Source organism: Limisalsivibrio acetivorans, from assembly GCF_000421105.1.
Taxonomy (GTDB): Bacteria; Chrysiogenota; Deferribacteres; order Deferribacterales; family Geovibrionaceae; genus Limisalsivibrio; species Limisalsivibrio acetivorans.
This window is the reverse complement of sequence record NZ_ATWF01000001.1, coordinates 843,040-857,341: the sequence shown is the minus strand read 5'-3', so window position 1 is coordinate 857,341 and position 14,302 is coordinate 843,040. Positions and strand designations below refer to the sequence as shown.

The 14,302-nt window shown below is 50.2% G+C and carries 9 protein-coding genes; 6 read left to right on the top strand and 3 right to left on the bottom strand.

The features are described from left to right. Positions 1 to 96: 96 nt before the first annotated feature. Positions 97 to 1,089, bottom strand: a complete 993-nt coding sequence (locus K300_RS0104030; protein WP_022850383.1) for a glycosyltransferase family 9 protein — start codon at positions 1,087 to 1,089, stop codon at positions 97 to 99. Between the two features lie 236 nt (positions 1,090 to 1,325). On the opposite strand from K300_RS0104030, the gene K300_RS0104025 reads away from it, so the two are divergent. Beyond that, on the top strand, positions 1,326 to 2,594 hold the full coding sequence (locus K300_RS0104025) for a cytochrome ubiquinol oxidase subunit I (protein WP_022850382.1): 1,269 nt from the start codon (positions 1,326 to 1,328) through the stop codon (positions 2,592 to 2,594). A 14-nt stretch (positions 2,595 to 2,608) separates the two neighbouring features. After that, entirely contained in the window at positions 2,609 to 3,745 is a 1,137-nt protein-coding gene (locus K300_RS14505; protein WP_022850381.1) for a hypothetical protein, read from the top strand. A 100-nt stretch (positions 3,746 to 3,845) separates the two neighbouring features. Here K300_RS14505 and K300_RS0104015 read toward each other — a convergent pair whose 3' ends face one another. Both K300_RS0104015 and K300_RS0104010 read right to left on the bottom strand, forming a co-directional pair. Continuing rightward, positions 3,846 to 4,658 (bottom strand): ZIP family metal transporter, encoded by an 813-nt coding sequence (locus K300_RS0104015; protein ID WP_022850380.1) that lies wholly within the window; start codon positions 4,656 to 4,658, stop codon positions 3,846 to 3,848. Between the two features lie 83 nt (positions 4,659 to 4,741). Further along, positions 4,742 to 7,582, bottom strand: a complete 2,841-nt coding sequence (locus K300_RS0104010; protein ID WP_162139849.1) for a PKD domain-containing protein — start codon at positions 7,580 to 7,582, stop codon at positions 4,742 to 4,744. Between the two features lie 241 nt (positions 7,583 to 7,823). On the opposite strand from K300_RS0104010, the gene K300_RS0104005 reads away from it, so the two are divergent. The 4 genes from K300_RS0104005 to K300_RS0103990 are packed head-to-tail and all read left to right on the top strand — an operon-like array spanning position 7,824 to position 14,289. Then, positions 7,824 to 8,894, top strand: coding sequence for a hypothetical protein (locus tag K300_RS0104005; RefSeq protein WP_022850378.1), 1,071 nt, complete (start codon positions 7,824 to 7,826; stop codon positions 8,892 to 8,894). Next, on the top strand, positions 8,891 to 9,769 hold the full coding sequence (locus tag K300_RS0104000) for a PfkB family carbohydrate kinase (protein ID WP_022850377.1): 879 nt from the start codon (positions 8,891 to 8,893) through the stop codon (positions 9,767 to 9,769). Before K300_RS0104005 ends, K300_RS0104000 begins: the two co-directional genes overlap by 4 nt. Next, on the top strand, positions 9,762 to 11,924 hold the full coding sequence (locus K300_RS0103995) for an HAD-IIB family hydrolase (RefSeq protein ID WP_022850376.1): 2,163 nt from the start codon (positions 9,762 to 9,764) through the stop codon (positions 11,922 to 11,924). Before K300_RS0104000 ends, K300_RS0103995 begins: the two co-directional genes overlap by 8 nt. Beyond that, entirely contained in the window at positions 11,908 to 14,289 is a 2,382-nt protein-coding gene (locus K300_RS0103990) for a sucrose synthase (protein ID WP_022850375.1), read from the top strand. Before K300_RS0103995 ends, K300_RS0103990 begins: the two co-directional genes overlap by 17 nt. Positions 14,290 to 14,302 lie beyond the last annotated feature (13 nt).

Sequence of the window (14,302 nt, the reverse complement as noted above, 5' to 3'; positions counted from 1 at the left end):
TACCCGCCCCCTGAACATAAGAGTATTAAAAAGACCTAATTTGTCTGCTTATTGTAAAGTTAATACTCTATCCCGCTTCTGTCAACAAACAAAACGCTATTTTCCTTTCAGTATCTCTTCAATTTGTGCATAGACTGCTTCTTTTGTTATGCCTGTCATGCATTTATGATCGGTTTTCGAGGGAAAATCTCCATCCTTGTAACAGGGGGAGCAGTCCACGTTCAGCCAGATGTAGCGGCTTTGGTGATGGGTTATGGGGTAGAGGTTGTGGGGGTCTGTGGGGCCGAATATGCCGATAACGGGTATGGCGGCGGCTGCGCCGAGGTGCATAGCTCCGCTGTCGTTGGAGACGAGGAGTCGGCACTTTTTAAGTATATGATAGGAGCCTCCCAGAGAAACCTTGCCGCAAAGATCCCTTGTTCGGGATTTATCTAGCGATTTGAAATCGATGAGATCCCTGTCTTCCTGGGCTCCGATGAAGAGAATGTTCATCTCCGTCGTTTCGAGGATGTGCCTTGCCAGCTCGTTGAAGCCGGGCCAGCGTTTTATGTCCATCTTTGTTTTTACGTTTGCGCCGCCTCCTGGAGCAAGGGCGATAACATCCTTATCAAACAGGCCTTCGGTAAGCGTTTCGCTTCTTTTACGGTTTACCTCTGATGCGAACATGTCCATACCATGGCCGTCCGGCTTGAAGCCATCCTTGAGTTTGCAGACTTCAATATAGGAGTCGATCTCGTGGTAGTCGTCTATACTGTATACCGGGTGTGTGAGGTACTTTCCATTCTTGTCCCTTCCGAAACCGTATCTAACAGAGATGCCGGAGAGTCTGGATACCAGGTTCCACATCCAGTGCCTCTGCATCACAAAGATCCGCTCCGCTTTCAGCGACCGCAGAAGGCGAATGAGGTGAAGGGTTTCCTTCACTTTTGCAATCAGTGATCCATTGTAGATGTTTTCATCGCTGAAGGTGAGCAGTCTGTCAATATGAGGGTTCATGGTGAGTACCTTTTCGCAAGACTTACCTATTATGAAAACAAGTTCATCTTCTGGGAATGATTTCCGGTAGGCTCTCAATGCGGGCGTAGTCATCAAAGTATCTCCTATTGCTCCGGCTTTGAGAAAGACAGTCACGGTTTTTTTATGCAAGAGAGCACCCCTGAAAAGTTTTAAAAAGAATCCGATTATCTTTGAAGTTTGATACTGAAATGGTACAATTAAAATGGTTGTTTTTACAAGCTGTATTGCGGACTTACATCGCTATCTGCCTTAATTTCATGAAAAACAGCCGCTTTATGCACAACGCAATTCTTTTAGAGGAGGGTTTTATGGATTATCCACTGTGGTATATCCCGGGGATAGGGGGTGCGATGGTTATTGCCACCATCGCCGTTATCCACGTATTCATATCCCATTTTGCCGTGGGTATGGGTCTTTATATTGTTCTGGCTGAAAAGAAATCTATCAAGACGGGAGATCAGTCGTTTAGGGAGTTTGTGCGCAGGAACGCCCTTATGCTCCTTCTGGTTTCCGCCGTTATCGGAGCACTCACCGGTGTGGGTATATGGTTCAGCATCGCTCTGGTTTCTCCGGCGGGAACATCGGCGCTGATACACATCTATGTATGGGGCTGGGCATCGGAGTGGACGTTCTTCGTCCTTGAGATTGTTGCTCTGCTTATCTATTACTACACATGGGGTAAGGTGAGCGACAAGTTTCATGTTTTTATAGGATGGATCTACTTTATCTCCGCATGGATGAGCCTTTTTATCATCAACGGCATCATCACCTTCCAGCTCACCACCGGAAACTGGGTTGAGACACGTTCCTTCTGGGACGGATTTTTTAACGCAACGTTCTGGCCCTCGCTCATAGGAAGAACCGGCGTAGCCCTTCTCATAGCAGGAATATATGCCGGTGTTGTGGTTGCGCTCACCAAAGACAAGGAAGTAAAGGTCAAGATGGGGCGTTTTACAGGATGGTTCATCGTAGCGGGTACGATAATCGCCTATATCGGCATGTACTGGTGGAGCTATTCCATACCCGAAGAGGTTCGTGCAAACTTCTTCGGAGGTAACGAGACCCTCAGCGGCTTCTATCAGAATGCGGCTCTGTTTACGCTCATAACAGCGGCTCTGGGTGTTTTCTTCAACCTCCTGTTTCCCAAATTTAACCATGTGATAGTGGCTTTTGTCATCATGGCTCTCGGCCTCACAAGCTTCGGCTACTACGAGTTCACCAGAGAGCGAGTGCGTAAGCCCTATATCATAAGGGATTACATGTACTCCAACGGTATCCTTCTCTCCGAGGTGGACAAGCTGAATGAGGAGGGTATCCTTTCGAAGGCGAAATGGGCAAACGTTGAGGAGCATACGAGCACCAAGGAGATAGGTTTTGCCGTATACAAGGCGCAGTGCAACATCTGTCATGATATGTACGATTTCAACGCCCTTGCGCCGCTAATAGAGGGTCTGGAGGCTGCAGATCTCAACGATATGTTCATGTATCTGGATGCCAATCCGCTTATGCCACCCTTTGTGGGAACGGATGAAGAACGTGAAGCATTGGCTGAGTATCTCGCCGATACGGTTAATTAAGGAGGAGCGATAAAATGGAAATGGAAAGAATTCTCTCACTGATACCCGCACCCGATGCGGTTCCGCTCCCCAGCCACACGATGGTCTTCATCTTCTTCTATGTGTTCACATTCTTCCTGCACATCCTTTTTGTGAACCTGACCCTTGGCGGGAGTATACTCCTTGTTCTGGCAAGATTTTTCGGCCGGAATGTGGGGAATGAAAACTATACTAAGATAGCTGGCGAGATCGGATGGGTTAATACCTTCAATATCTCGCTCACGATAACCACAGGGGTTGCACCTCTGCTCTTTCTGCAGGTTATATACGGTCAGTTCTTCTATTCATCCTCGATTATCCTGGGATGGAAGTGGCTCTTCGTTCTGGCCTATATAATTCTGGGCTATTACGGCTACTATGTTTACAAGTTTAAACCGGGCTACCTTAAGCACAGGGTGGACGGAGGCGGCTTCTTCATAACCGCTGCGGCTGTTCTCTTCATGCTTACGGCGTTTATGCTTGTTACAAACACTCTCCTTTCGCTGCAGCCCGAAAAGTGGGCTGCAATCTATACAGGAGAGCGTTCCGCCTTCAGTCTGGATACGATAATACCCCGTTACCTTCACTTCACCTTCGCTTCCATAGCCGTAACGGGTCTCTTTCTTATGATCTATTCTGAGCTTAGAAAGAAGTATACTCCCGAGTTTAAGAAAGAGATGAAGGACTTCGGTGCGAAGGCATTCGTCTGGTCCACATTCATGCAGATCCCCATAGGAATATGGTTCCTTCTGTCCCATGACAGAGACCTGCTTATGCTCCTCATGGGCAGAAGTATGATAGGAACGGCATTTCTGTTTATCGGTATAGTAACAGGGCTTGCCGCTGCTATTATTGTTTGGAAGAACAAGAAGGCGGACACAACACATGTTACCGCTCTTATGCTTGTGGCGATTATTTCCATGCTTCTGGTTCGCAGGACCGTCGAACACGGCTATTTCTCCCGATACTTCGACTACAACGGCCTTATCGTAGATGCCCAGTGGGGTTCCTTCGGTATGTTTATAGCGTTTCTGGTTCTCATGCTTGTTGTTCTTTTTGTGATGTTCCAGAAGCTCTACCTTGAGTTCAAGGGGACAAAGAGCCCAAAGCCTGCCAAAGGTTCGGATAAGTAAAAAGTTTTAAGAGGGGAGTACCTCTCTTGCAACTGATTCAGAATAAAAAAGGGGCCCCAGGGGGCCCCTTTTTTGTTGTAATGCAGTAAGTATTTAATGCTTAGCCGAGTGCCACATCGAGCGTCATCATAACGGCGAAACCGATCATGGTTCCGATGGTGGCTATGTCGGTGTTCTTTTCAAGCTGTGCCTCGGGTATAAGCTCTTCCACAACAACGTAGATCATAGCACCGGCGGCGAAGGAGAGGGCGTAGGGGAGTATGGGCTCCATCATGATAACAGCCGCCGCTCCGACAACCGCCGCAATGGGTTCCACAACCCCGGATAGCTGACCGTACCAGAAACATTTCCCTTTGCTGAGCCCCTCCCTGCGCAGGGGTACGGATACCGCCGTTCCTTCGGGGAAGTTCTGTATACCGATACCGATGGCGAGGGCCACTGCTCCGGCAAGGGCAGCTGAGGGGAGGCCGTGGGCAACTGCACCGAACGCCACACCTACGGCAAGACCTTCGGGTATGTTATGCAGCGTTATGGCGAGCACAAGGAGTATGCTTCTGTGCCAGTTTGTCTCTATTCCCTCTGCTTCCTGCCTCGGAAAACCGAGATGCAGGTGCGGCAGAACCTTGTCCACAGCCCACAGAAAGGCTCCTCCTGTAAGGAAGCCCACTGTTGCGGGTATCCATGGTATACCGCCACTGTTTTCCGCCATCTCAATGGCAGGTGCAAGGAGAGACCAGTAGCTGGCAGCTATCATAACACCTGCGGCGAAGCCGAGCATGCCGTCCAGCACCTTCCGGTTAATTTCGTTGAAGAAGAAAACGAGTGATGCGCCTGCGGCTGTCATCCCCCATGTGAAGAGTGTGGCCAGAAAGGCCTGCAGTATGGGATTGAAGCCGCTGAAAGTTTCTATCATATAGTCCTCCTCTTAATCTCTGACAATATAATTGAATAAAAAAGGGGGCAGGGGCCCCCTGCGTTTATAACAAAGGTTCTGTGTTATTGTAGTATGGAGATTGATATGGTGCTCTCCCCTGTGTTGCCGTTGGAGTCCGTTGCCTGGAACTTCACTGTGTAGGTCCCTGCAGTTGGATACGAGTGAGATGCGTTATAGGTTCCAGCCGTGTTGCCGTCACCGAAGAACCACTGAACGCTTGATATGCTGTCCCCTTCGGGATCTGTGGCCGAGGCATCGAAGTTTATTGTTTCATGGGTGTAGTAGGTGCTTCCGTTGCCGGGCTCAAGTATTGTCACCGATGGAGGAGAGTTGGACTCAATAACCTTAATGGTAACCGAAGCGGTAGTTGTCATATTGTCCTCATCCTCCGCCTTCGCCTGAACGGTGTATGTGCCTGTGGAGTTGAAGGGGTGGGTTGTTTCAGCTCCACTTCCATAGCTTCCATCTCCGAAATCCCATCCTATGGTAACAGCTCCACCATCCGGATCCGATGCTGTGGCTTTGAATGTCACATCCGTTCCTTTGTAAACCTCTGCATTGTCAGTGGGCTCCGTAATGCTTATTGTCGGTGCTGTACCTGAGGAATCAATGGTTATGCTGATACTGTCTGTGCTGGTGAGGTTATCGTCATCCACAGCTGTGAGGCTCACAGTGTAAGTTCCCGGTGTGGTGTACTCATGGGTGGGATCCTCAATGGAAGCTGTGCCGCCGTCACCGAAACTCCAATTGATAGAGCTTACGGTTCCATCGCTGTCCGTTGCAGAACCGTCAAAGGTTACCGGTATGCCTGTGCCGGTTATGGTGAATACGGAGCCGTCTGCGGGTGACAGGATCTCAACGGACGGGGGTGTCTGCCCCTGCTCCACTGTGAGAGTGGTGTAGTCGTATCCGTAGTTTCCGGCTGTGTCGTATGCCTCCACAAGAACGCTGTAAGTTCCGGCGGCGCTGTATGTATGGCTTGTGGGGTTATCCGTTGATGAGCCCCCGTCGCCAAAGCTCCACTGGACACTGCTCAGGCTCTCCCCCTCCACAGGCTGTATGTCTGCATTGAAATATACGCTCTCTCCTGTCTGGAAGCTTCCGCCGTCAGAGGGGTTAAGTATCTCCACAACGAATGGGTTCTGGGGTTCTGTGGCGTTAAGGGATACGGTCGTGGTTCCGCTCCCCTCTGCGTCATCAAAGGCTGTAACCGTCACAGTGTATGTTCCCTTTTCAGAGTATGAATGGGATGCGTGGAAGGTAAGGCTGTTTTCCCTTTGTACGGTCTGGGTTATGTTGTCATCCGATGTTATGACCGTTCCGTCACCGAAGTTTATGCTCCATCCTGTGATCTGGCCGTCTGCGTCATAGGCTGTGGCCACCAGGTCGAAGACAACGCCGGCGGTAACGGTCGGCTCAGCCGGCTGGGATATGCTGACAACGGGGTGTATATTTTCGTATGTGCTTTTGGCGTACCACTTCCAGACTGATGCTCTGCCGCTGCTGTCGAGTGCTACTGTCTTGAAGTATGCGAGCATAGGTGTATCGCTGAGGCTTCCGGTATTAAAGGATACGGAAGCATTGCCGTCCACCCTGAGCTGTTTCCATTCGTCATAGTGTCCGCTTTCGCTGTATGCGGAGAGTTCCGCCTCCATCCTCAGGGGCGTGTAGCCGGCGGGGTTGCTTATCTCCGCAGTGAAGGGGTTGGTGAAGAACTCCGCCGCATCGTGGCTGAGGGTCTCTGACGGCATAGCAAAAAGGGCAGATGTCATTTCACCGGTGGTGTAGGGTCTTGCGCCGATGCTTTCGGTGGTGGATGCCGTAAGGTCACCGTTATTGTCGTATGCGTTGAATGTATACATCGAACCGTCTGATATCTGGGTTATCTGCGTATCCTGCATACGGTAAAGGTTCATGTTGCTGAGATCGGTGTCCGTTGCATTATAGTACTCTGCGATTACAAAACCCTTGTGCTCGTCGTCATAGGTGTTGGGGACGAGTTTAAGCCCACCTTCGGGGAGACCGGCGCCCACAACCATTATGTAGGATATGTCCTTATCCCCCATATTCTCCGCTTCAATGAAAAGACCGGCAAGCTTCACAACGGAATCGTCCGCCTTTGTCACCTTGACGTTGGTACTGCGGACCCATGAGTGGAATGCTTTTCCGTTACCAGCCATGTACCAGTTGCCGTTCTCGTTCTTCACTATTCCCCGCAACCTTTCGGTGGTTCCGTCCTCGTATATTGCCTTTACAACGCCTTCGTATTCAGTATCCGATATCTTCTCCAGCTTTGTTACCTCGGTGTCCTGAAGTGGTGCGGGACCGTTACGGTCGTTATCGTAAACGATCTGATCTATGAAAGTGCTTCTGTCCATTCCGTCCATCATTCCGAAGTCTGCTGCAAGGAACTCACCGAAACCTTCTGTTGTAACCTGTTCGCTGTCCAGATAGCTGAACATCTCAAAGAATAGCGAGGAGATAACACCCTGGTCCTGAAAGGCACAGAGGAGGTCTATCTCTGTAACAGCGTTGCTTTCAACGAAAGCGGTGGCGTTGTCCTCGCATAGAAGATCAGACCCTTTGCCGTATGCTCTGATTCGAAAATCATACTGCGTACCAGAGGTTATCTCTACGCTGACACTTCTCTCACCACGCATCATCGCAGATGTTATATCCGTTCTAACATCCACACTCCCCTCTTTGAGGATGTCCAGATAAACCTTGTCAACGCTCACCGGACCAAGGTTCATATCATCTTCCACAAGCGGGAGAGCATTACCTAAGGCGAGCTGAACGCTTTCTTTCTTGTCCGCAGTGGAGGAACCTCCCCCTCCGCAGCCTGCGGTGAGCATAAAGGTGAACAGAACTGTTATAATAACGGCCAGCAAAGATCTTCTCATAGTGCACTTCCGAAATGTTTTTTGTTTACTTCTGATTTTACCAGAGATTCCCTCCATTTCAAACAGGATAACACTTAAAAAGTCTCTGTTGATAACAGGGTTCGCAAGCTGGTTTGAAAAAGAGAGCTAAAGCTATTATAATTTCCGTATGATTAATAAAAACCGGGCGACTGTTAATAATCAGTTCGCCGCAGTCTTATTCAGCTTTTTGCGGATAAACGCTATTTCTGGGGGAAGGGGTATGATTCGTCCTGCACTGCTTTTAACGGCGGTTTTCTTTTTTTTCTCAACAGCACTTGAGGTGCACTCTGTTATGCCCCCTTCCCATTACCGGAAGACTGCCCAGAAGTCTCCCCTTAAGGCTCTGGTGCGTGTTGTCGAGGTAAAAACACTGTCGAGAGGGAAGTATGCAAACCTTAAGGAGGCGGTGGTTGATGTGCTGGATCCCCTTGAGGGGAGTATAGGCGAGAGCCGTATCTGGGTACGATTTCATAATGTTCCCCCCGGGAAAGAACCGCTCGAAGGTGGACAGATATACTTCGACCTCAAGGAGGGTACGAGGGGGTTTATCACAGCTGATTCCGGATACGTCACAACATGGACACCATATAGCAGACAGCTTGGGAGTGTGGTAGCCTCCGAACCGTGGCGGCTTGACTACAGGATGGGCTCAGCCGTTGTCCTTCCCCATCCCTGCAGCGATAAAAAGCTTACGGATCTCGCCCGTGAGGTTGCAGGAAAGGATTACGACTACGCATCCTACAGCTGTGAGGGTATCGGTGCGGAGCTGGACGGGGAGATGTGGCGTGATGTGATTGTATATTTCGACTTCCACATGAATGAAGGTTTAGACCCGGTTACCGTGGCGTTTGTCATGATAAAGGGGGAACATGGTTTTCTCAAGGCGGGGAAGTGGATTTTCAGAGGTAAGAACGCAGGGCTTCGCTTCCTTACGGAAGATATTGCCGGAGGCCCCGAGGATGAGCTTATAGTTGAAGGGGATATAAGCGGGAACCAGTCAAGCGAAAGCTATCTTGAGATATGGATGCGTTTCGGCAAGGGGTACAGCAATGTGCTTGAGGCTCCTTTGAGTGTGCATTACGGAGGATTTCCCTACTCCTTTGAGGCAAACTGGAAGGCCTCGGGGAAGAATCTTATTATTTATAATATAACTGTAAGTGACGGCAGAGAGGGTGAATGGGTGGAGAAAACACGGACTCTCATGTTCTGGTGGCGAGGGAGAGACTTTGAACCCGATGAACCCATTGAACCTTTTATGAAGCCGCTCAACGATTATAAGGAGGGTTCATGAAGCCGCTTGTATTCGGTGAGGTACTTTTCGATACGTTTCCCGATGGCAAAAAGATTCTTGGAGGCGCGCCATTTAATGTAGCCTGGAATCTGCATAAATTCGGTATGAAGCCTGTCTTCGTCAGCTGCATAGGAGACGATGAGGACGGCAACACTGTTATTAGAACCATGGAATCAGCTGGTATGAACACCAGCTCTGTCAAGGTATTGCAGGACTACCCCACTGGGCGTGTCAGTGTGGGTTTTAGGAACTCACAGCCGGAATATACCATTGAAGAGAATCAGGCCTACGACTATATCGAGCCCGCTGTAAGTGTTGATGCCGCTCCTGTTATCTGCCACGGAACACTGGCTCTGCGCACCGATTTCAACAGGGATTCTCTGTACAGCATGAAAGCGCTCTCCGGAGCGCCCACATTTGTGGATCTTAACCTGCGTGATCCCCATTGGAATGAGGAGCTTATCAAAAGCGTACTCGGTCTTTCCACATACGTAAAGATGAGCGAAGAGGAGCTGACAGTTTCTGCGAAGCTCTCCGGCATCGAAACCGGGAATATCCTGAAAACCGCAAGACAGCTTTTTGACAACTACAACCTGAGCGTTCTTTACATAACCTCTGGAGAGGAGGGGGCTTTTGCGGTTACTGAGAGTGATATGTATATGGAAAAGCCCGACGGGGCGATAGAGATAGAAGATACCGTGGGGGCTGGAGATGCCTTCACCTCCGTTGCGGTAATGGGCATGTTAAAGGGGTGGAGTATGGAGAGCATTCTGAGGCGTGCTGTCCAGTTCTCTGCGGGTGTGTGCACCATAAGGGGTGCAACCACTGAGAGTATCGAATTTTACGATTATTATTTGAGAGGGTGGAATGATTGACGGAAAACTTTATATTGCACTTTTCAGCATCCATGGGCTCATCAGGGGGGAAAACCTTGAGCTCGGGCGGGATGCTGATACAGGCGGGCAGACAAAATACGTGGTGGAACTTGCCAGAGCCCTGGGTAATCACCCCATGGTTGCAAAGGTGGATCTCTTCACGAGGCTGGTGCAGGATCCCAAGGTGGATCTGGATTACTCGAAGCCCGAGGAGGAGATTGGGGATAATGCCCATATAGTAAGGATCCCCTTCGGTCCCAAGAGATACCTGCGTAAGGAGGTTCTGTGGAACTACCTTGACGAATTTATGGACAGAACCCTTAAGTATTTCAGAACGAAGGGGCTTGTGCCCGATATACTCCATGGCCATTACGCAGATGCAGGACTCTGCGCCGCAAGCCTCGGCAATCTTCTCGGTGTTCCCACTATCTTTACAGGGCATTCCCTCGGCAGGGAGAAGAACAGGCTTCTTCTTGATAAAGGGATGAGCCAGGAGGATATAGAGAAGCGCTACAACATCTCCACCCGCATTGAGGCGGAGGAGCAGGCCCTTGACACGGCTATGTTCGTTGTGGCGAGCACCAGCCAGGAGATAGAGAAGCAGTACTCCTCCTATGAAAACTACCGCCCGAAGCAGATGCGTGTTGTGCCTCCGGGGACGGATCTGAAGAAGTTTTACCCACCTAAGAGCAGATGGAAGCTTCCTGCGGTTTTTGAGAAGATCGAAAGGTTCCTTCATGAACCCAAGAAGCCGGTGGTTCTGGCTATTTCCAGGGCGGATGAGCGTAAAAACATCAATACCCTCATACAGGCCTACGGCGAAAATGCTAGGCTGCAGGAGATGGCAAACCTCGTTGTTGTTGCGGGTAACCGAAAGGACATCACAGAGATGGACAAAGGTGCCAGAAGGGTATTGAAGGACATGCTCCTTAATATAGACAAGTTCGATCTCTACGGTAAGGTTGCCTATCCAAAACAGCATAAGCCGGATGATGTACCCGATTTTTACAGAATGGCTGCCCAGCTCAAGGGCGTGTTCATAAATCCTGCACTAACAGAGCCCTTTGGGCTGACACTCATTGAGGCGGCGGCGTGCGGTCTGCCCATAGTTGCCACCGATGATGGCGGACCCCAGGAGATCATAGGAAACTGTGAAAACGGATTTCTCATAGACCCTCTAAACAGGGAGGATATATCTAAACGGCTTATCCAGACACTTGCGGATAAGGATCAGTGGCGCAAATGGTCAAACGCAGGTATCAGAGGTGTAAAGAAGCACTACAGCTGGGAGAGCCATGCGGATAAGTACATAAAAGCGATAAAGAAAGAGGTGGGAGGCAGGAAACTGGCCACCAATATCATACGGTCTAAGAGCGTGCTCCCCACTGTTAAGAAGCTCATAATAACGGATATTGACAACACGCTTCTCGGAGATGAGGGTGCGGCAAAAAGGTTTGTGGAGTTTCTGGAAGAGCACAAGGATACCGTCGGGTTCGGGGTTGCCACTGGCCGTAGTCTTGACAGCGCTGTTCAGGTGCTTAAGGAGTGGAACATTAAAACGCCAGACGTTTATATAACCTCAGTCGGCTCCGAGATCAACTACGGTAAGAACCTTGTGGCGGATACGGGCTGGCGTTCCAGACTCGACTGGCGATGGAAGCCCGATGAGGTGAAAAAGGTTATGGCTGATATTCCGGGTCTTGAGTTTCAGCCAGAGCAAAACCAGCGTGAACATAAGATAAGCTTCTACTATGATCCGAAGAAAACGCCCGGCAAGCGCAGGATCATGCGTATGCTGCGGGAAAAGGATCTTAATGCCAAGATAATCATGAGCCACGGCGAATTTCTGGACATTCTTCCGGTGCGCTCCTCCAAGGGGCAGGCTGTAAGGTATGTATCCATGAAATGGGGTGTGCCCATGGACCATATCCTCGTTGCCGGAGATTCAGGGAATGATGAGGATATGATAAACGGAAACCTCCTCGGTGTTGTGGTGGGGAACCACAGCAAGGAGCTTGCTAAGCTCAAGGGAAGATATAACGTTTATTTTGCCGAAAAGACATATGCGGACGGCATTATTGAGGGGGTAAATTATTACGACCTGTTTGGGGTCGTCAAAGAACATGAATGGGGAGAATATGAAGAGGAAACTTAAAGAGCTTTTTGAAAACCACGGAAACTGCCTGTATACATTTTTCCAGAGCTTCTTTCTTGAGGCGGACAGGCATTTTTTTCTACGTACAGACATCTATAACGCATGGGAGAAATTCCTTGAGACAGAAGGAGGTTCCCAGCTTAAAGGAACCTACGGCGAGGATTTCTTTCCCGGTTGTCAGGAGATGGCGGTAAGAGCACCGTGGATATATGTTGCCAGCAGACCGGCCATCGGCATCTGGGAATACTACCAGATCCACACCGAGGCTATGGAGGGGGAGCAGATCTCCATATCCGACTACCTGAAGCAGAAGGAGCGCCTCGTGGTGGGAGCAAAGGAGAATGCCAACTTCGCCCTTGAACTGGACCTTTTTCCGTTCAGCAGGGAGTTTCCCAGAATGACAGAGAACCGGAGTATAGGAAGGGGTGTTGAGTTCCTTAACCGTACCCTTTCCGGAAAGATGTTCGGCGAGAAGGACAACGGAGGAAACCGCATGCTGGATTTCCTTCGTGTGCATCAGGTATCCGGCCAGCAGCTTATGCTTAACGGTCATATCGAGGATATCCAGCAGCTTCGTGACAGCCTGCGAAAGGCGATAAAATATCTCAAAAGCATCACTAACAGTACGGAGTACAAGGAGTTCAGCGATAGGTTGAAGAATTTGGGATTTGAGCCCGGCTGGGGGAGTAACGCCGGCCGTGTTAAGGAGATGATGAGCATGCTCATGGATATCCTTGAGGTGCCCGATCCTAAAACCCTCGAGCGCTTCCTTGGGCGGATCCCCATGATATACAGCGTTGTTATCGTCTCACCCCACGGCTATTTCGGGCAGGGGAACGTCCTCGGTATGCCCGACACGGGAGGACAGATCGTTTATATCCTTGATCAGGTGAAGGCTCTTGAGGCGGAGATGAAACGCCAGATACAGGCGCAGGGGATCGATATAACACCCCAGATCGTTGTGCTGACAAGGCAGATACCCGAATCGGGCAACACCTCATGCCATGAACCCCTTGAGGATATCATCGGCACGGAGAATGCGAAGATCCTGCGTATACCCTTCCGTGGTGAGCACGGAGAGGTTAAGCAGGAGTGGATCTCCCGATTCAAGGTATGGCCCTATCTTGAGAGGTTCTCCCTCGAGTCCGAGAAGGAGCTTTACGCACTCCTCGGCGGGAGACCGGACCTTATCCTCGGCAACTACTCCGACGGAAACCTCGTGGCTTATCTTCTCTCTAGGCGGATGAAGGTTACCCAGTGCAACATCGCCCACGCCCTTGAGAAGGCAAAATACCTTTACAGCGATCTGTACTGGCAGGACAATCGTGAGAACAATTTCGCATGCCAGTTCACTGCGGATCTTGTGAGCATGAACGCCTGCGACTTCATTATAACGAGTACCTATCAGGAGATAGCCGGCACCGAGGACTCCCTCGGCCAGTACGAAAGCTACACATCATTCACCATGCCCGACATGTACAGGGTTGTGAACGGAATAGACGTGTTTGATCCGAAATTCAACATCGTCTCTCCCGGTGCGGACGAAAAGGTGTATTTCAGCTACAAGGACGAAAAACGCCGAATAACCGATATGCACCCCGAGCTGGAGGAGCTTATTTATGGCGAAACCCACGACTGCAGAGGAACCTTTGAGAATAAGGATAAGCCTCTCCTCTTCACCATGGCGAGGCTTGATTCCGTAAAGAATATCAGCGGTCTTGTGGAGTGGTATGCCAAGAATGATGAGCTTCGTGAGCAGGCTAACCTTCTCGTGGTTGCCGGTAAGGTGGATGTTGAGCAGTCCAGCGACAACGAGGAGCGTCATCAGATCGAGCGTATGCACCAGCTGATGAACGACTATGATTTGGACGGACAGGTTCGCTGGCTCGGCAGACACCTCGAGAAGAACAAGGCGGGGGAGCTTTACCGGTACGTTGCGGACAGGCAGGGTGCCTTTGTTCAGCCCGCACTCTTTGAGGCCTTTGGTCTAACGGTTATCGAGGCTATGGCCTCCGGTCTCCCCGTATTCGCAACCCTTTACGGCGGTCCCCTTGAGATTATCGAAGAGGGGGTATCCGGTTTTCATATAGACCCGGGTAACGGCGAGGCCTCCTCGGAGAAGATGGTTGAGTTTTTCAGAAAATGCAACGAGAACCCCGACCACTGGAATTATATATCCGATGGAGCGATGGCGAGGGTTAAGAGCAGATACACATGGAAGCTTTATGCACGCAAACTGCTCACACTTTCAAGGGTTTACGGCTTCTGGAAGTATGTCACAAACCTGGAGCGCGAGGAGACCGGGCGTTACCTTGAGATGTTCTACGGAACCGTATATCGCAGGCTTGCGGAGGATATACACTAAAGTTTTTGACCGC